This is a genomic window from Allobosea sp. GW822-FHT03F07 (genome assembly GCF_058801345.1).
In genome coordinates this window covers 124,077-142,280 of the sequence record NZ_JBXAND010000009.1, presented here as the reverse complement: position 1 = coordinate 142,280, position 18,204 = coordinate 124,077, and the positions used below count along the sequence as shown (strand labels likewise).

Here is an 18,204-nt window from a genome sequence, read left to right as displayed (position 1 = left end):
TCGGCACGGATGATGCTAGCCGGTGATGGCAGCGCCTCTCGGCTTGCCGCCGGCGCGACGTCCCGCGGCTCCCGTGAGGCTGGCTGAGCATGAACGATCTGAAATGCCTGGAAACCTTCGTCTGGGTGGCGCGGCTCGGCGGGTTCAGGGCGGCCGCCGGGCATCTCAACACCACCCAGCCCTCGATCTCAGCGCGCATCGACCAGCTCGAAAGCCATTTCGGCACCACCCTGTTCGGCCCGCCGCAGAAGCGCACGACGCTAACCCGGGAGGGCACCGTGCTGCTGGAATATGCCGAGCGCATGCTCTCGATCATGACGGAGGCCCGCGCCGTCGTCTCGCGCGCCGATGCCGTGCGCGGCGTGCTGCGGCTCGGCGTCGCCGAAACGCTGGTGCACGCCCTGATGCCGAAGCTGATCGCGGTCATCAACGCCAACTATCCCGAACTGGTCGTCGACATGGTCGTGGACACGACCAACGTGCTCTGCGAGCAGCTTCTGCGCGGACAGGTCGATCTCAGCATGCAGGTCGGCCCCGTCGCCGATCCGCGCGCGATCAACCAGCGCCTTTGCCATCTGCCGCTGGGCTGGGTGGCAAGCCCTGAGCTTCCGATCGGAGAGGGACCGTTGACCCTCGCCCGGCTGGCGCAATGGCCGATCATCAGCTTCTCGCATTCGAGCCCGCTGGCGGAGGAGATCAAGCGGGCTCTGGCCGGCGAGGGCCGCGAGCAGGTCCGGCTCTGGGGCAGCGCCTCGCTGACGATCATGATCCGCATGGCGCTCGACGGCATGGGAAGCTGCATCCTGCCGCTGGCGCTGGTGCGCGAGGAGATCGAACGGGGCCGGCTGCGCCGGATCGAGGTCGAGGGCGTCACGCTGCCGCCCAACGGCTTCCAGATCGCCTATCTGCGCAAGCCCAACAATTTCCTGGCCGCGCTGGTCGCAAGGCATGCCTGCCAGATTGGAAAGACGCTCGAGGAGCGGCCACCGTCCGATCGGAATTCCCGATCACCCCGATCCAAAAACACAATTCGACAGTGCAGGGCCAATAGCCTTCAAATCACGCCCTGAAGACAGCCGGAACGGCTGTCCGGGCTGAAACCCAGCAGAACGAGGATCGTCAGTTCAGGATAGCAATCGCCGATCACAGGCGAGGCGGGGAGCGAGACAGCCATAAGCGCGGGGCCATCAGGGGAACAACAACAACCGAGGCTCACAGCGATGATGAAGAGCATTTTGACCGGCGGAGCACTGCTTGCGGCGCTCACGACCGCCGCAGCCGTATCGGCGCAGACCGCCCTGCCCAAGCTGACCATCTCGGCGGTGACGCAGCCGCTGCCGACCAGCGCCCAGTATACCCTCGTCGACCAGCCGCTGCTGCGCGACGGCCTCGCCAAGGCCTCGAACGGCCAGTTCACGATCCAGCTCTCATCCCATGCCGAGCGCAATCTCGGCGGCGCCGAGATCGTCCGTCTCGTCCGCTCCGGCCAGGTCGACATCGGCGCCGGCACGCTCACCACCCTGTCCGGCGACGTGCCGCTGCTCGACGGCATCGACCTCTCCGGCCTAAGCCCCGACATCGGCATGGCCCGCAAGATCGCCGACGCGATGCTGCCGATCGCCAACAAGGAGCTGGAGCGCTTCAACACGCGCCTCGTGGTGACCTATCCCTTCCCGGCGCAGGTGCTGTTCTGCCGCCAGCCCTTCACAACGCTCTCGGACCTCAAGGGTCGCAAGATCCGCACCTTCGGCAACTCGCTGGTCGATCTCGTCCAGACCATCGGCGGCCAGCCGGTGAGCATCGGCTTCCCCGAGGTCTACAGCGCGCTCGAACGCGGCGTCGTCGACTGCGCCGTCACGGGCACGGGCTCGGGCGCCGCCGCACGCTGGCCGGAGGTGGCGAGCCACATCTCCGATCTGCCGCTGTCCTGGGCGGTAGCCGGCTACATGGTCAACGTTGCCTGGTGGAACAAGCTCGACGCGCCCAGCAAAGTGCTGCTCGAGAAGACCTTCGCCGAGATGACCGACGCGCTCTGGAAGCTCGGCGATGCCGCGACGCGCGACGGCATCGACTGCAACATCGGCAACAAGGACGCCTGCAAGATCCATTCGCTCGCCGCTCGGCCTATGACCGAGGTCAAGTCGACCGAGGCCGACAAGGTGCTCGTGCGCCAGATCATGGAGAGCACCGTCCTGCCCGGCTTCGTCAAGCGCTGCGGCGCCCGTTGCGGCACCGTCTACAACGAGGTCATCGCGCCGATCTCGAAGGTGGAGTTCAAGCCTTGACCGGCGCGGCCGGGGTTTCGACCCCGGCTCCGCTGCGGTTTGCCCGGGCCCTGCGCAAGGGCGTCGATCGCGCGGCAGCCGGGATGGCCTATCTGGCAGGCTGGAACTACGTCGCCTGCGCCCTCTTCATCACCGCCGACATCGTCGGTCGCTCGGCCTTCGGCGTCTCCAGCGCCGCGACCGTCGAGATCAGCGGCTACATGCTGGCCTGCGGCATATCCTGGTCGCTGGCCCACACCCTGGCGGAGCGCGCGCATATCCGGGTCGACGTCCTCGTCAACCGCATGCCGCTGCGCGCCCGCGCCTTCCTCCATCTTCTCGCCCTCGTCCTGCTCGGATTGTTCTCGGCCTTCCTCGCCTGGGCGGGGTGGGACCTGCTCCAGGAATCGCTGATGTTCGACGCGCATGACAACAGCGCCCTGCATATCCTGCTCGGCATCCCCCAGGGCATCTGGGCCTTCGGCCTGGCGGCCTTCCTCGCGATGATCGCGGTGCTGCTGCTGGAGGCCATGCTCGAGCTGTTCTGCGGCCATTACGACGAGATCGTCGCGCTGCTCGGCTCGCGCAGCATCGACGACGAGGCGGACGAGGCGCTCGAAGCCGTCGCCATGGCGCATGTCGCGATGGCCAGGAAAGACGCCAGCGCATGATCGCCGTCACCTTCCTCCTCGGCATCCTCGGCCTCGTCGTCGTCGCGGCCTCCGGCGGCCAGGCGCTGCCGATCGCAGAGATCCTGGTGCTGGTCGCGGTCTTCCTCGTGTTCTTCGGCGCCGGCGTCCACATCGCCGCCGTGCTCGGCATCCTCGCAGTGCTGACCGGGCTGATGTTCTCCGACCGGCCGTTCTGGGCCTTCGCCGGGCAGACCTTCTGGGGGCCGTCCAGCAATTTCGTGCTGATCGCCGTGCCGCTCTTCCTGCTGATGGGCGAGATCCTGCTGCGCGCCGGCCTGTCGGAGCGGCTCTACAAGGCGCTCAACGTCTGGCTCAACCGACTGCCCGGCGGGCTTCTGCACACCAACATCGCCGCCTGCGCCCTGTTTTCCGCAATCTCCGGATCCTCCGTCGCCACCGCCGCGACGATGGGCTCGGTCGCCCTGCCCTATTTCGAGGGCACGAAATACAGCCAGCGCATGGTGCTGGGCTCCCTCGCCGCCGGCGGCGCGATGGGCAACCTGATCCCGCCCGGCATCACCTTCATCGTCTACGGACTGATCACCGAGACCTCGGTCGGCGCGCTCTACATCGCGGCGATCGTCCCCAGCGTCATCGTCACCGCCTTCTTCGTCGCGATCATCATTCTGCACGGCCTGCGCAACCCGCTCGACAAGCCGCCGCCGCTGCCGCTGATCATCAAGCTCAAGGCGCTCGCCGATCTCGTGCCGACACTGGTGCTGATCGTGCTCGTGCTGGGTTCGATCTATGCCGGTTATGCGACGCCGACCGAGGCCGCAGCCCTCGGCGTCGTCGGCGCCGCCGTCTTCGCGCTGATCGAACGCCGGCTCTCCTTCGCCATGGTGCATGCCTCTGCCCTGACGACGGCGCGCAACACGGCACTGCTCGGCCTGATCATCATGGGCGCCTATCTGCTCAACTACGTGCTGACGCTGATCAATGTGCCGCAAAGCGTCGCCACGATGATCTCGGGGCTTCCGGTCCCGCCCTGGGCGATCATGCTGGCGATCATCGGCATGTATTTCGCGCTGGGCACCTTCATGGAGGGCTTCTCCATGATCATCACCACGGTGCCGGTCGTGTTCCCGATCGTCATCGGCCTCGGCTATGATCCGATCTGGTTCGGCGTGATCGTGACCATGCTGGTCGAGATCGCCCAGATCAGCCCGCCCGACGGCACGGTGATGTATGTGCTGCAGGGCATGCGGCCCAAGGGCGGGCCGATCACCGATGTCTTCGCCGGCGTCATGCCCTTCCTTGCCGCCTATCTGCTCGCTGTCGCCGTTTTAATGCTGTGGCCGCAGACCGCGCTCTGGCTGCCGGCGCTGATGCGCTGATCACACCCAACCGTCAATCTCCCAAATCCTTGCCACGCTCGTCATGACGACTGGAGAACCCGTGACTTCCGCTCCCTTCATCCGCATCGGCATCGATATCGGTGGCACCTTCACCGACCTTCAGATCCTGAACGAGTCCACCGGCACGCTCGCGAGCCTGAAGACGCCGACGACGCCGGAGGACCCCTCCATCGGCCTGTTGACCGGGCTGAAGCAGGCGGGCGACCGCTTCGGCTTCTCCCTGCCCGACATCCGCATTCTCCTGCACGGCACGACCATCGCCACCAACGCCGTGCTGGAGCGCCGCTTCGCGACGGGTGTGCTGATCACCACCGCCGGCTTCGAGGACGTGCTCGAGATCGGCCGACACAACCGGCGCGACATCTACAGCGCCCGCCAGAAGCGGCAGGAGCCCTTGATCCGGCGCGATCGGCGCCTGGGTGTGGTCGAGCGCATGCGAGCGGACGGCAGCATAGAGACGCCGCTCGACCTCGCGGCTTTAGGCGCCCTCGCGGAACAGATCGCGGCAGCGGCTCCCGCCAGCATCGCAGTCGCCCTGCTCAACGCCTACCGCAACGATGCCCACGAGAAGGCGCTGGCCGCCTGGCTCGCCGAGCGCTTCCCCGCGATCCCCGTCTCGCTCTCCTCGGACATCAGCCCTGAAATCCGCGAATTCGAGCGCACCTCGACCACGGTCCTCAATGCCCTGCTGCTGCCGGTCGTCGGCAACTATCTCGATCGGCTGACGGCGCGCCTCGCCGAGGCCGGCATCGCTGCGCGACTTCTTCTCGTCCAGTCCAATGGCGGCGTCTGCAGCGCCGATGTCGCCAAGCGCCAGCCCGCGCGGCTCCTGCTGTCGGGCCCCTCGGGCGGTGCACTCGCGACGCTTCGGATGGCGCAGGCGCTGGAGCGGCCAAACCTGCTCGGCGTCGATATGGGCGGCACCAGCTTCGATGTCTGCGTCGTCCGCGACGGCGCGGTGACCCAGATGACCCAGGGCGAGATCGACGAATTGCCGGTGCGCCTGCCGATGATCGAGATCCGCACCATCGGCTCCGGCGGCGGCTCGATCGCCTCGATCGACGAGGCCGGGCGCCTGCGTGTCGGCCCGCGCAGCGCCGGCTCGCGCCCCGGCCCGGTCTGCTATGACCGTGGCGGCACGGAGCCGACCGTGACCGACGCCAACCTCGTCATGGGCCGCCTCGACCCGCGCTATTTCCTCGGCGGCGCCATGAAGCTCGATCTCGACGGCGCCCGCCGCGCCATCGAGACCAGGGTCGGCGCGCCGCTCGGTCTGTCGATGTCGGAGGCGGTCGACGGCATGATGACGGTGACGAATACGAGTCTGGCCGCCGCCGCGCGGCTCAGCCTCTTCGAAAAGGGCCTCGATCCGCGCGATTTCAGCCTCGTCTCCTTCGGCGGCGCCGGCGGGCTGCATGCGATACCGGTTGCCGAGGAACTCGGCGTCTCCGAAGTGGTCTTCCCGGCCGATGCCTCGACGTTCTCGGCCTATGGCATCCTGCATTCCGACATCGTCCACGATCTCGCCCGCAGCCGCGTCATGCCCGCGACCGCGGCAAGCCTTCCCCAGATCGCGGCGATGCTCGCCGAGTTGCGGGCACAGGCAGAAGCGCTGCTGACGGAAGACGGCGTGTCGCCCGACGCCCGTCGCTACGGCGTCTCGGCGGACCTGCGCTACAAGGGCCAGGCTTCCGAACTCGTCGTGCCCTGGCCGGAGGCCGCCGGTACGGAAGAGGCGCTTGCGCGCGTCATCGCCGACTTCCACGAGGGCCATGCCCAGCGCTTCTCCTATGCGGATGAAAATGCGGCGGTGGAGATGGTGGCGCTGCGGCTCGCCGCCGTCGGCGTGCTCTCGAACGGGACGGCCAGCACTGCAGCCACTCTCGCCGCCGGACCGTCCGAAGCGATGGAAACCCGGCCCGTGCTGCTCGACGGCCAATGGAGCGAAGTCGCCGTGTTCCGCCGCAGCGCGCTCGCCGGCGAGATCGCCGGCCCGGCGCTGGTCGAGGAAGAATACACCACGATCCTGCTCACCGCCGGATGGGCCTGCGTGCCCGGCCCGATGGGCACCCTGATCGCCCGCAAGAACTGACCGGGAGACGATGCCATGAACGCCCCCATGCCCCGCTTGCCTATGTCCCCGGCCGCAGCCGCCGATCTCGGCCCCGTCACCATCGAGGTCCTGCGCAACGCCTTCACGGCGACGGCCGCCGAGATGGACGTCACCGTCTGGCGCACCAGCCGCTCGACGATCGTGCGCGAGATGCTGGACTACTCGACGGCCGTATTCGACCGCGACGGCTACAACATCGCCCAGTCGGCCCGCATCCCGGGCCATCTCAACTCGATGAGCGCCGGCCTGTTGACCATCGTCCGCGACTTCCTGCCGCTCGATCAATGGGCGGAAGGCGACGTCGTCATCACCAACGACCCCTATTGCGGCGGCCAGCATATCCCCGACATCCTGGCCTATCGCCCGGTCTATGCGGAGGGGCAGCGCATCGCGATCGTCGGCACGCTCTGCCACCATCTCGACATGGGCGGCATGGCCGCAGGCAGCTATGCCGCGACTGCGACCGAGATCTTCCAGGAAGGGCTGCGCATCCCGCCGCTCAAGCTGGTGCGCGGCGGGGTGATGAACGAGGACGTGCTGGCGATGATGCGCCAGAACGTGCGCAGGCCGGACATGCTGATGGGCGATCTCCAGGCCCAACTCGCCTCGCTTGCCGTCGGCCACGGCACGATGCAGCGCCTCGCCGCCCGCTTTGGCGCGGAAACCATCATCGAGGTCTGCCGCCGGCTGCTCGACGGCTCCGAGCGGGCGGTGCGCGCCATGATCGGGCGCATCCCCGACGGGCGCTACAGCTTCGAGGATTTCCTCGACGATGACGGCATCGTCCCGGAGCCGATCCGCATCCACACCGCGATCGAGGTGAAGGGCGAGGAGATGATCGTCGATCTCTCCGGTTGCGGCAAGCAGGCGACCGGGCCGATCAACGCCACGCTCGCTTCCTCTGGATCGGCCATCTACTACGCGGTGATGGCGATCGCCGATCGCGACATCCCGGCCAATGCCGGCTGCTACCGGCCGGTCACGGTGATCGCGCCCGATGGGCTGATCGTCAACCCGTCCCACCCTGCTCCGGTCGCGAACCGGGTCGCGGTCGCGCACCGGCTGGCGACGACGATGTTCGGGGCGCTGCACCAGGCCGTGCCGGGGCGTGTGCCGGCTGCCTATTACGGCGTCTCCTATGTCTGCTCCTTCCAGACGATTGGCGAGAAAGGCGAGCGCGGCGTGCTGGTCGAGATCGAGATCGGCGGCACCGGCGCCTATGACGATCAGGACGGCTTGAGCGCCTATTCCTACGGCATGCACAACAACGCCTCGATCCCGATCGAGATGATCGAGGCCGACATCCCGCTGACGGTCACGGGTTACGGCCTGATCGACGGCTCGGGCGGCGCCGGCTGCCATCGCGGGGGCTTGGGCCTCTTCAGGGAATGGCGGGTGGACAGCCCGGCAGCCGTCTTCACCGCCAATCTCGAGCGCTTCAAGTTCCAGCCCTATGGGCTGGAAGGCGGCGAGCCCGGCCGGGCCGGCAGACTCTTTCTGATCCGCGCTGGCGAGTGGAAGGCGCTCGGCTCGAAGATCAACAATCTGCCGCTGCTGAAGGGCGACATCATCCGCTTGGAAACCTCTGGCGGCGGCGGCTACGGCCCCGTCGAAAAGCGCAGCCTGGCCGACGTCCATCGTGACAGGATGTGCCGGTACGCGGACTGAGGCGTCGCATCGGCCGTCAGACGCCCTACGGGCATGGCCGATCGGGAATGCGACGGTGACGAAGGAAGGGCGGTGCGCCGACGGTTTCGAGATCGGCCTCGCGCAGAATTGTCAAAGCGGCATGAGCACGCGAATACCGGGCTCCGTGAAGGATTAAGATAATATATCTCGATCATGTTTTCGTAATGTAATGCGCGACTTTCGACGCAGTGCACCAGAACTATTTGCTTGTCGCGGTGAATTCACTGCGCCATCATCGGGATCGGAGACGACGAGAAAAAATCCAGGCTTTGGAGTCGAAGCGATGGATGGGGAACTCTCGAATCGGCGCGCGCCACGATGCCCGGCCGCCACCAGCAGCAGATCCGGCGAGGCGCTGGGATCATCCTCCCGGCGGCCATCGGAATCGCGCGGAGGGCTCGATCGCCGCGCCAGTCGGCAGTGGCGGCGACAAGCCCCTCAGCGACAAATGGACCTCCTCGCGACCTGAAATCCTGCGACAGCAAGAGCGAGAACCGGCATGTCCAGGTTGCGCGCGACCGTCACCGCATTTCTCCTGATCTGGGTTCTCGCGATCCCGGCCTTCGCCCAGGGCGACCCGCTGCCCTCCTGGAGCGACGGCAAGAGCAAACAGGCGATCCTCGACTTCGTCGGCCGCGTAGCCCGTGAGGGCGGCCCCGATTTCGTCAGGCCGGCGGAACGGATCGCGACCTTCGACAATGACGGCACGCTCTGGGCCGAGCAGCCAGTCTACTTCCAGCTCCAGTTCGCCTTTGACGAAATCAAGCGGCTCGTGACCCAGAACCCGGCGCTGAAGAGCAAGGAACCCTATCGCTCGGTGCTCGCACGCGACCTCAAAGGCTTGTCGGCCAACGACAACAAGGGCTTGCTGCAGGTTATCGCGTTGAGCCATTGGGGCATGACGACCGACGTGTTCAACGCCTCGGTCGCGGACTGGCTCGCTTCGGCCCGCCATCCGACCAAGCAGCGGCCCTACACCGAGCTGGTCTACCAGCCGCAGCTCGAGCTGCTCGCCTATCTCCGCGCCAACAGCTTCAAGACCTTCATCGTCTCGGGCGGCGGCATCGAGTTCATGCGCGTCTTCGCCGAGAAGGTTTACGGCATCCCGCCCGAGCAGGTCGTCGGCTCCTCCGGAGCCGTGAAGTTCCGGCTGACCGCCGAAGGCAAGCCCGAGCTTTTCAAGGAGAACAAGGTCGAGTTCGTCGATGACGGCCCGGGAAAGCCCGTCGGCATCAACCGCTTCATAGGGCGACGCCCGATCCTCGCCTTCGGCAACTCCGACGGCGACCTGCAGATGCTGCAATACACGGCAGCCGGTCCGGGGGCGCGCCTCGCCCTGATCCTCCACCACACCGATGCGGACCGCGAATGGGCCTATGACCGCACATCCCGGATCGGCAAGCTCGACAAGGCGCTCGACGAAGGCCGGGCGAAGGGCTGGACCATCGTCGACATGAAGACGGACTGGAAGACGGTCTTTCCGGGCGGCAAGTAGAACGCGAGGGGCAGATGCTGGACCGACCCGCTCCGACCACGGGAATGCGTCGCGTCGAGGGCGGCACTTTCCGCATGGGCTCCGACCGGCACTATCCCGAGGAGGCGCCGAGCCACCGCGTCGCCGTCGACGGCTTCTGGATCGACGAGGCCCCCGTCACCAACCGGCAGTTCCGGTCCTTCGTGGAGGCGACCGGACACGTCACCTTCGCGGAAATCGCGCCCAATCCGAAGGATTACCCGAACGCGCTGCCGCATATGCTGCGGGCTGGCTCGCTGATGTTCGACCCACCGATGCACCCGGTCGACCTGCGCGACTGGTCGCAATGGTGGACCTTCAAGTTCGGCGCGACCTGGCGCAAACCCTACGGCTCAGGCTCGTCGATCAGAGGGCTCGACGATCATCCGGTCGTCCATGTCGCCTACCGCGACGCCGAGGCTTATGCGTCATGGGCAGGAAAGTCGTTGCCGACAGAGGCCGAATGGGAGTTCGCCGCCTGGGGCGGGCGCGAGGATGCCGAGTTCGCCTGGGGCGATGAATTGATGCCGGAAGGCCGCCACATGGCGAATATCTGGCAAGGCCAGTTCCCGCACGAGAACACCAGGGAGGATGGCTGGGCGCGCACTTCGCCCGTCCGCAGCTATCCGCCGAACGGCTACGGTCTCTACGACATGATCGGCAATGTCTGGGAGTGGACGACCGACTTCTGGTCTATGCGACACGAGGGCGACGCGCCGAAGGCCTGCTGCGTGCCGCAGAACCCGCGCGGCGGCTCGGAAAGCGAAAGCTACGACCCGCGCCAGCCGGAGATCCGGATCCCGCGCCGGGTCCTGAAAGGCGGCTCCCATCTCTGCGCGCCGAGCTACTGCCGGCGCTACCGCCCCGCGGCACGCCATGCCGAGCCGGTCGACACATCGACCAGCCATGTCGGCTTTCGCTGCGTCGTCAGGCCCATTTCGTGACTGCCCTACCTGAACCCGGAAGGAGGACGCGCGATGAAGGAAGATCTGGAGCACATCGGACAATCGGCATCCATCGAGGATCAGCCCTGCCTGGACCGGCGGAAGATCCTGCTGTCAGGCACCGCATTCATGACCGCCGCGGCGGTCGGCTCGGGCGCGATCGCCCAACAGCCGGCGCCGGCGCCCCGGCCGGCCGCTCCCGCCGGCGGCCGGCAACCGAACATTCTGGTCATCTGGGGCGACGACATCGGCACCTGGAACATCAGCCATAACAACCGCGGCATGATGGGCTACCAGACCCCCAACATCGACCGCATCGCCCGCGAGGGCGTCGGCTTCACCGACTATTACGGCCAGCAGAGCTGCACCGCGGGCCGCGCCGCCTTCATCGGCGGCAACGTGCCCGTGCGCACCGGCATGACCAAGGTCGGCCTGCCGGGCGCCAAGGAGGGCTGGCAGAAGACGGACGTCACCATGGCTACCGTGCTGAAATCGCAGGGCTATGCGACCGGCCAGTTCGGCAAGAATCACCAGGGCGACCGCGACGAGCACCTCCCCACCCAGCACGGCTTCGACGAGTTCCTCGGCAATCTCTACCATCTCAACGCAGAGGAAGAGCCGGAGAACTTCGACTATCCCAAGAGCCCTGAGTTCCGGAAGCGCTTCGGGCCGCGCGGCGTGATCAGGGCGTCCGCCGACGGCAAGATCGAGGATACGGGACCGCTGACCAAGAAGCGCATGGAGACGATCGACGAGGAGACCAACGCCGCGGCGATCGACTTCATCGACCGGCAGGTCAGGGCCAACAAGCCGTTCTTCTGCTGGTGGAATGCGACGCGGATGCATTTTCGCACCCATGTGAAGGAGGCCAATCGCGGCAAGTCCGGGCAGGACGAGTACAGCGACGGCATGGTCGAGCACGATGCCATGGTCGGCGTGCTCCTCAAGAAACTCGATGATCTCGGCATCGCCAACAACACCATCGTCTTCTACTCGACCGACAATGGCCCGCACTACAACACTTGGCCCGATGCCGGCACCACGCCCTTCCGCAGCGAGAAGAATTCCAACTGGGAAGGCGCCTATCGGGTGCCCGCCTTCATTCGCTGGCCGGGCACTTTCCCGGCCGGATCGACGCTGAACGGCATCGTCGCTCACGAGGACTGGCTGCCGACATTCGCGGCGGCAGCCGGCGCGCCGGACATCAAGGAGCAGTTGCTCAAGGGCGTGACGCTGAACGGCCGCCCCTACAAGAACTACATCGATGGCTACAATCAGCTCGATTATCTCTCCGGGAAGGTGAAGGAGTCACCACGGAAGGAGTTCTGGTACGTCAATGACGATGGCCAGGTCGTTGCCGCGCGCTACGAGGACTGGAAGGTCGTCTTCCTGGAGAATCGCGGCCAGGCCTTCGGCGTCTGGCGCGAGCCTTTCACCGAGCTGCGCGTGCCTCTGCTGTTCCATCTGCGGCGTGACCCGTTCGAGAAGGCGCAGCACAATGCCAATGTCTACAATGACTGGTTCCTCGATCGCGCCTTCGTCATCGTGCCGATCCAAGGGCTTGCGGCGCAATTCCTGCAGTCGATGAAGGACTATCCGCCGAGCCAGTCCCCGGGCTCGTTCAATCTGAGCAAGATCGAGGCACAGCTCCGAAACGCAGCGATGCCTTGATGCGAGGACGGTGCGCTCTCCCGAGACCGGGCGCACCGCCAGCCGTCGAGCGCTCCGGACACCGTGCCCGTAACCCATTTCCGTTCGAGGTGGGGAAGGTTGCCGGACCGCGCGAAACCGGATGCGGCGTGGCGCCCTGCATGCCGGTGCCACCGTGCAATTTCACAGCTTGAGAGTTCCCGTCGCGCGCGTCATCCTCGGCGCGCGTCGCGCGGCTCGCGACAGTCTTGTCCGGTGAGGATCTGATGAGGACCATGACGAAGAACTCGGGCTTGCTTGCGACGGTTTTCTGCTGCGCCGCGCTGGCGGCCTGCAACACCTCATCCGAACCACCCGTCGCGTCCTCCGCGCCGATCGCGATGCCGCTGCCCGCGCAGCGCAGCTATCTTGATCCCGGTCCGAACGCCCCGAGCAGAGGCGGCGCGAACTATGTCCGGGCGAACCAGACCAGCGGACCGCGGCAGACGGATTTCTTCGGAAACGACGTCCTCCCGCAGACGCCTTGAGGCCTGCGCCGCCCGACAGGGCAAACAATGCGCCATGTGCTCCGCCAGGCAGCACATGGCGCGGCGCTCGGCAGGAGCCGAGGCGGCAAGGTCATGCGACTGTGGAGAAGAGCCTTCGAGCAAGATGCGCGAGCGCGCCCCTCGCCACGCCCCGTCATCCGATGCTTTCGCTGCGCCTCGTGGCCCACCAGAAGCCTGGTGGAGCTGAGGGGATTCGAACCCCTGACCTCTGCAGTGCGATTGCAGCGCTCTCCCAACTGAGCTACAGCCCCGAGGCGCTGGCCTTCTAGGCCGTGCGTCGCCTGTCTGTCAATCGTGCGCGCCATGAGTTTCTCGGGTGAGTTTCTCAGGCGCGTTTCGCCGGCCGGCTGGGGACGCAGCGCCGCTGTCCAACGATGATCAAGAGGAATGCCGATGCGTGCTGTTCTCGACGTGGTGATGCTCGCCTTGGACATCTACAAATGGCTCTTGATCATCTCCGCGATACTGAGCTGGCTGATCGCCTTCAACGTCCTCAACACCCGCAATCAGTTCGTCGCGACCGTCTGGGATATGCTCTACCGGATCACCGAGCCGCTCCTGCGCCCGATCCGCAACATGCTGCCCAATATGGGCGGTATCGACATCTCGCCGATCATCCTGCTGCTCGGCATCTTCTTCATCCAGAGCGTGATCGTTCGCTACATCTACCCAAACGTCTTCTGATATGACCGAGCCCTGGTCCGTCTCCGGCGACGGCCTGCGGTTGACGGTCCGGCTCACTCCGCGCGGCGGGCGCGACGCGATCGACGGCGTCGAGACCCTCGCCGATGGACGCGCTGTCCTGAAGGTCCGGGTCCGCGCCGCGCCCAGCGACGGGCAGGCCAATGCCGCGCTGGTCGCGTTTCTCGCGCGCGAGCTCGACCTGCCGCGCTCGGCCGTGACGCTCGTCGCGGGCGCGACCGCCCGGCTCAAGACGGTGGCGCTGACCGGCGAGGCACAGCGGCTCGCCAGCCTGTTAAGGGCCAAGATCGCGGCGGGATGAACCGGCTTCGGCCCTCCCGCAATGCAACACGCGCTTGACGAAACCGCGCGCCTCCTGTTCGAAGGAGCCATGGAAAAGCCAGCAGCTCCTTTGCCAGCAGCCCCGTTTCCCGATCGGCTGACCGAAGGCTACCGCGCCTTCCTCGACGATCGTTTCGACCGCGAGAAGGATCGCTACGAGCAGCTCGCCGAAAGCGGCCAGACGCCGAAGATCCTGCTGATCGGCTGCTGCGATTCCCGCGTCTCGCCGGAGGTGATCTTCGATGCGCGGCCGGGCGAGATGTTCGTCGTCCGCAACGTCGCCAATCTGGTGCCGCCCTTCTCGCCCGACGATCAACTCCACGGCACTTCGGCAGCGCTCGAATATGCCGTGCAGGCGCTCAAGGTCGAGCACATCGTCGTGCTCGGCCATGGCCGCTGCGGCGGCATCCGCGCCTTCGCCGACGATGCGCAGGGGCCGCTCTCCTCCGGCGACTTCATCGGCAAGTGGATCACGCTGATCGGCCCCGCCGCCGAGCGCACCGGCGGGCGCGGACGCCACGAGACGCTGGACGGCTATGTCGAGCGCCTCGCCTTGTCGTCGATCCAGCAATCGCTCGCCAATCTTCGCAGCTTCCCCTGCGTGCAGATCCTCGAGGGCAAGGGCCGCCTGCATCTGCACGGCGCCTATTTCGCCGTCGCCACCGGCGTCCTGATGATCCTGGACCCCGTGACAGGCCAGTTCGTCCCGGCGATCGGCGAATTGCCGCGCAAGGCGCAGCCGATCCGCTGCGACTAACGAAGGCGGATCGTCGCCAGTAGGGTCTGCCCTTCGCCCACCGTCAGCGCGACATCCGCATCGGCGTCGATGCGCAGGGCGTGCCCGGCAGGAACGCTGAACGCCTCCGCGCCGCAGCGCCCGGTCACGGCCGTGCCCGGTGCATAGAGGATGTGGATTCCACGGCTCAGGGCCATGCCCTGCCCCGCCACCGGAACGACCATGTCGGCCGTGCACAGCGCCCGGTCGACCATCAGGTTCAGCACCTCGACCGGCCCGTTCTCCAGCCGGCTGACCAGGGGGATGCCACCATCATAGCGCACCGGCCGGAAGGGCTCGCGCAGATCGACCTCGCCATCCGCCCCCTCCAGAACGAGGCCTGAGCCGACGATCACCACCTGCAGGCGCTCATAGCCGGTGAGGTCCGAGAACGGGCCGGGCTGGACGATGGCCGTGCGACCCAGCCGCCAGATCATGCCCTCCCAGCCGGCCGGATCGGCGCCGGGGGCGCAGGCATCGGCGATGTCCAGCGTGACACCGCCACCATTCTTCCAGGGCTTGCTCCGGAAGCTCTCCGGCGGGAGCGGGGTCAGCGTCGGCTGCGTCATGATCAGGCTCTTCTCAGGCATCGTCCGCCAGGGGATGCAGGTCACGCACCATGCTCTTGAGGCGGTCGTCGAGGACATGGGTATAGATCTGGGTCGTCGCGATGTCGGCATGCCCCAGCAATTCCTGCACGACACGCAGATCGGCGCCATTCTGGAGCAGATGGCTGGCGAAGGCATGGCGCAGCACATGCGGACTCAAGCTCGACGCGGACAGCCCGGCCGCGCCTGCCAGGACCTTGAGATCACGGCCGAAGGCCTGGCGGGTGAGATGGCCGCTCTCGCCCTCGGAGGGAAACAGCCAGCGGCTTTCCCCACCGCCGGTCTCGCGCAAGGCCTCCAGCCACGACCGCGCGGCCTCCCGCGCCGGCTCGTTCAGCGGCACCAGCCGGTCCTTGTCGCCCTTGCCGCGCACCACCAGGAAACGCTCGCGCGTTGTGGCGGCCGAGAGCGGCAGCGCGATCAGCTCCGAGACGCGCAGGCCAGTGGCGTAGAGCATCTCGATCAGGCAGCGCATCCGCAGCGCACGCAGGCGCGCAGGCCTCGTCACGCCCTCGCGCTCGCAGGCCGATCGCGCCGTCTCGATCAATCGGTCGACATCGGCGACCGAGATCACCTTGGGCAGGGGCCGCCCCTGCCGGGGGCCCTCGATCGCAGCCGACGGGTCTCCGGGCGAGAAGCCCTCGGTGTAGAGGAAGCGGTGGAACTGGCGCACGGCCGAAAGCCGGCGCGCCGCCGAGGAGGCCTTCAGCCCGCGCGCCGAGACATCGGCAAGCCAGGCGCGGATATCGTCGGCGGAGACCGCGTCGAGCGCCTGCCCGCCAAGGAATTCGAGATAGTCGTCGATATCGCGCTGATAGGCGTCGAGCGTGTTGCGGGCGGCGCCGCGCTCGGCCGCGAGCATGTCGAGGAAGCCGTTCAGCCGCGCCCTTGCGATCCGGCTCATTTCGGCTGCAGCTTGGAGGGCGGCACCGTCTCGACCATCTCACGCGGCACCGGCTGGACGAAGGTGACCAGCGCGACCATGCCGCCGAAGACCAGCCCGCCGAGCAGGGCGAGAAACGCCACGAATCTGAACAGCGTCGGCACGGCGAGGCTTAACCCTTGTGGAAATCGACAGATGCGGCGTCGAATAAGCACATTTGTCTGGAAATGGCGGGCAGGAGCAAGGGCAGCAAGACCACAAGCCGGCCAAAAACTGCAGGGCGCGGGCATGACGGCGCGCAATCGCTCATGCTAAACGGGCGCTGAGGACAACGCCCGATGACGATCGTCGAAACGCTCGACCAGCCCGAGAGTGAGAGATTCCGCGTGGACCGCGACGAATTGCGCGCTGCGATCGGCCGGCGCGCCATCGTGCTCGTCGGCATGATGGGCTCGGGCAAGAGTTCGGTCGGGCGCCGGCTGGCGGCGCGGCTCGGCCTGCCCTTCGTCGATGCCGACGCCGAGATCGAGACCGCCGCCGGCATGACGATCCCGGAGATCTTCACCCAGCGCGGCGAGGCCGAGTTCCGCGACGGCGAGCGCCGGGTCATCAGCCGCATCCTGACGACGCGCAGCCCCCTGGTTCTGGCGACGGGCGGCGGCGCCTTCATGAATGCCGAGACGCGCGCCCGCATCGCCGATCTCGGCATCTCGATCTGGCTCAAGGCGGAGCCCGAGGTGCTGATGCGGCGCGTGCGCAAGCGCTCGAACCGGCCGCTGCTGCAGACAGCCGATCCCGAGGAGACTTTGCGCCGGATGCTGGGCGAGCGCGAGCCCGTCTATGCCCTGTCCGACCTGACGCTGGTCTCGCGCGACGAACCCCATGACGTCGTCGTGAGCGCCGCGATCACGGCGCTGGAGCGGCATCTGCGCGCCGGCGACGACAGAAAGCGTATGCCATGACCACTCCCGCGAAGGAGGCCTCCGGCGCCCGGATCGTGGTTCCGGTCGCGCTCGAAGGCCGCGCCTACGACATCCATATCGGCCGCCACCAACTCTGCGAGGCCGCCGCCCTGATCGCCGGCTTCGCGCCCGGCGCCAAGGTCGCGCTGGTGACCGACGAGAGCGTCGCGGCGTTGCATGCGCCGGCCTTCGAGGCCTGCCTGCAGCAGGAGGGCATCGCCTCGACGCGCATCACCGTGCCGCCGGGCGAGGCGACCAAATCCTATGCCCAGTTCATCGCGCTCTGCGACGCGTTGCTGGCGGCGAAGATCGAGCGCGACGACCTCGTCATCGCGCTGGGCGGCGGCGTCGTCGGTGATCTCACCGGCTTCGCCGCCGCCGTGCTACGCCGCGGCGTGCGCTTTGTGCAGATGCCGACGACCCTGCTGGCGCAGGTCGATTCCTCCGTCGGCGGCAAGACCGGCATCAACTCCAGCCATGGCAAGAACCTCGTCGGCGCCTTCCACCAGCCGGCGCTGGTGATCGCCGACACCGCGCTGCTCGACACGCTGAGCGAGCGCGAGTTCAAGGCGGGCTATGCCGAGGTGGTGAAATACGGGCTGATCGACGACCCCGGATTCTTCGATTGGTGCGAGGTCAACTGGAGCCGGATCATCGCCGGCGGGCCGGAGCGCGACCATGCGGTCGCGGTCGCCTGCAAGGCCAAGGCCGCCATCGTCGCCCGCGACGAGCGTGAGGAGGGCGACCGGGCCCTGCTCAATCTCGGCCACACCTTCGCGCATGCGCTGGAACGCCTGACGGACTACGACTCCGCTCGGCTCGTCCATGGCGAGGCCGTCGCGATCGGGCTGGCGCTGGCTTTCCGCTTCTCGCAGCGCATGGGGCTCTGCCCCGGGCAGGACGCCATCCGCGTCTCGCGCCATCTCGACGCCGTCGGCCTACCCAGCACCCTCCAGCAGGTCCCCGGCGGCGTCGGCAGTGCACAGGAGATCGTCGCGGCGATGGGCCAGGACAAGAAGGTCCGGCGCGGCGTTCTGACCTTCATCCTCGCCCGCGGCATCGGCAAGAGCTTCATCGCCCATGGCGTCGCGGCCGAAGAGGTTCAGGCGTTTGTCGAAACCGAACTGGCGGCGAACGGGCAAGCTCGCTGACGCAAAGGCGCTCCTAGCCGGCGCCAGCCAA

18 protein-coding genes and 1 tRNA gene are annotated in these 18,204 nt (G+C 67.1%); 15 read left to right on the top strand and 4 right to left on the bottom strand.

What is annotated here, in order from left to right; genetic code table 11:
• The first annotated feature begins 89 nt into the window (after nucleotides 1-89).
• From AC1RMY_RS21880 to AC1RMY_RS21835, 10 genes are all read left to right on the top strand, one after another.
• Nucleotides 90-1,070, top strand: a complete 981-nt coding sequence (locus tag AC1RMY_RS21880; RefSeq protein ID WP_492868114.1) for a LysR family transcriptional regulator — start codon at nucleotides 90-92, stop codon at nucleotides 1,068-1,070.
• Nucleotides 1,071-1,220: 150 nt separating this feature from the next.
• The gene (locus AC1RMY_RS21875; RefSeq protein ID WP_492868112.1) at nucleotides 1,221-2,285 is read left to right on the top strand and encodes a TRAP transporter substrate-binding protein; all 1,065 of its coding nucleotides are present in this window, start codon (nucleotides 1,221-1,223) and stop codon (nucleotides 2,283-2,285) included.
• Complete coding sequence (locus AC1RMY_RS21870) at nucleotides 2,282-2,935, top strand: TRAP transporter small permease subunit (protein WP_492868110.1); 654 nt, start codon at nucleotides 2,282-2,284, stop codon at nucleotides 2,933-2,935. The genes AC1RMY_RS21875 and AC1RMY_RS21870 overlap by 4 nt, the downstream gene beginning before the upstream one ends.
• On the top strand, nucleotides 2,932-4,293 hold the full coding sequence (locus AC1RMY_RS21865) for a TRAP transporter large permease (RefSeq protein ID WP_492868108.1): 1,362 nt from the start codon (nucleotides 2,932-2,934) through the stop codon (nucleotides 4,291-4,293). Before AC1RMY_RS21870 ends, AC1RMY_RS21865 begins: the two co-directional genes overlap by 4 nt.
• A gap of 61 nt (nucleotides 4,294-4,354) precedes the next feature.
• Entirely contained in the window at nucleotides 4,355-6,406 is a 2,052-nt protein-coding gene (locus AC1RMY_RS21860; RefSeq protein ID WP_492868106.1) for a hydantoinase/oxoprolinase family protein, read from the top strand.
• A gap of 15 nt (nucleotides 6,407-6,421) precedes the next feature.
• The gene (locus tag AC1RMY_RS21855; protein WP_492868104.1) at nucleotides 6,422-8,095 is read left to right on the top strand and encodes a hydantoinase B/oxoprolinase family protein; all 1,674 of its coding nucleotides are present in this window, start codon (nucleotides 6,422-6,424) and stop codon (nucleotides 8,093-8,095) included.
• Nucleotides 8,096-8,615: 520 nt separating this feature from the next.
• Entirely contained in the window at nucleotides 8,616-9,611 is a 996-nt protein-coding gene (locus AC1RMY_RS21850; RefSeq protein WP_492868102.1) for an HAD family hydrolase, read from the top strand.
• Nucleotides 9,612-9,625: 14 nt separating this feature from the next.
• Entirely contained in the window at nucleotides 9,626-10,573 is a 948-nt protein-coding gene (locus tag AC1RMY_RS21845; protein WP_492868100.1) for a formylglycine-generating enzyme family protein, read from the top strand.
• A 33-nt stretch (nucleotides 10,574-10,606) separates the two neighbouring features.
• Nucleotides 10,607-12,244 carry an arylsulfatase gene (locus AC1RMY_RS21840; protein ID WP_492868098.1) on the top strand — a complete coding sequence of 546 codons (1,638 nt, stop codon included), beginning with the start codon at nucleotides 10,607-10,609 and terminating at the stop codon, nucleotides 12,242-12,244.
• A 254-nt stretch (nucleotides 12,245-12,498) separates the two neighbouring features.
• Nucleotides 12,499-12,750 carry a hypothetical protein gene (locus AC1RMY_RS21835; RefSeq protein ID WP_492868097.1) on the top strand — a complete coding sequence of 84 codons (252 nt, stop codon included), beginning with the start codon at nucleotides 12,499-12,501 and terminating at the stop codon, nucleotides 12,748-12,750.
• A gap of 196 nt (nucleotides 12,751-12,946) precedes the next feature.
• Here the strand turns inward: AC1RMY_RS21835 and AC1RMY_RS21830 are convergent.
• Nucleotides 12,947-13,022 (bottom strand) — tRNA-Ala (locus tag AC1RMY_RS21830).
• A 142-nt stretch (nucleotides 13,023-13,164) separates the two neighbouring features.
• Between AC1RMY_RS21830 and AC1RMY_RS21825 the strand changes: the two genes are divergently transcribed.
• From AC1RMY_RS21825 to AC1RMY_RS21815, 3 genes are all read left to right on the top strand, one after another.
• Nucleotides 13,165-13,455, top strand: coding sequence for a YggT family protein (locus tag AC1RMY_RS21825; protein WP_492868095.1), 291 nt, complete (start codon nucleotides 13,165-13,167; stop codon nucleotides 13,453-13,455).
• A 1-nt stretch (nucleotide 13,456) separates the two neighbouring features.
• Nucleotides 13,457-13,774, top strand: a complete 318-nt coding sequence (locus AC1RMY_RS21820) for a DUF167 family protein (protein WP_492868094.1) — start codon at nucleotides 13,457-13,459, stop codon at nucleotides 13,772-13,774.
• Between the two features lie 69 nt (nucleotides 13,775-13,843).
• Nucleotides 13,844-14,551, top strand: coding sequence for a carbonic anhydrase (locus tag AC1RMY_RS21815; protein WP_492868092.1), 708 nt, complete (start codon nucleotides 13,844-13,846; stop codon nucleotides 14,549-14,551).
• Here the strand turns inward: AC1RMY_RS21815 and AC1RMY_RS21810 are convergent.
• The 3 genes from AC1RMY_RS21810 to AC1RMY_RS21800 are packed head-to-tail and all read right to left on the bottom strand — an operon-like array spanning nucleotide 14,548 to nucleotide 16,224.
• Nucleotides 14,548-15,138: a HutD/Ves family protein gene (locus AC1RMY_RS21810; protein WP_492868091.1), complete on the bottom strand. Its 591-nt coding sequence runs from the start codon at nucleotides 15,136-15,138 to the stop codon at nucleotides 14,548-14,550. The two genes, AC1RMY_RS21815 and AC1RMY_RS21810, sit on opposite strands and share 4 nt — an antisense overlap.
• Nucleotides 15,139-15,151: 13 nt before the next feature.
• On the bottom strand, nucleotides 15,152-16,081 hold the full coding sequence (locus AC1RMY_RS21805; RefSeq protein ID WP_492868089.1) for a site-specific tyrosine recombinase XerD: 930 nt from the start codon (nucleotides 16,079-16,081) through the stop codon (nucleotides 15,152-15,154).
• A complete protein-coding gene (locus tag AC1RMY_RS21800) occupies nucleotides 16,078-16,224 on the bottom strand; it encodes a histidine kinase (RefSeq protein ID WP_492868087.1) in 147 nt (48 codons plus the stop codon). The genes AC1RMY_RS21805 and AC1RMY_RS21800 overlap by 4 nt, the downstream gene beginning before the upstream one ends.
• A gap of 174 nt (nucleotides 16,225-16,398) precedes the next feature.
• On the opposite strand from AC1RMY_RS21800, the gene AC1RMY_RS21795 reads away from it, so the two are divergent.
• Complete coding sequence (locus AC1RMY_RS21795) at nucleotides 16,399-17,022, top strand: shikimate kinase (RefSeq protein ID WP_492868085.1); 624 nt, start codon at nucleotides 16,399-16,401, stop codon at nucleotides 17,020-17,022.
• Nucleotides 17,019-18,173, top strand: coding sequence for a 3-dehydroquinate synthase (gene aroB, locus AC1RMY_RS21790; RefSeq protein WP_492868083.1), 1,155 nt, complete (start codon nucleotides 17,019-17,021; stop codon nucleotides 18,171-18,173). Before AC1RMY_RS21795 ends, aroB begins: the two co-directional genes overlap by 4 nt.
• Nucleotides 18,174-18,204: the final 31 nt, after the last annotated feature.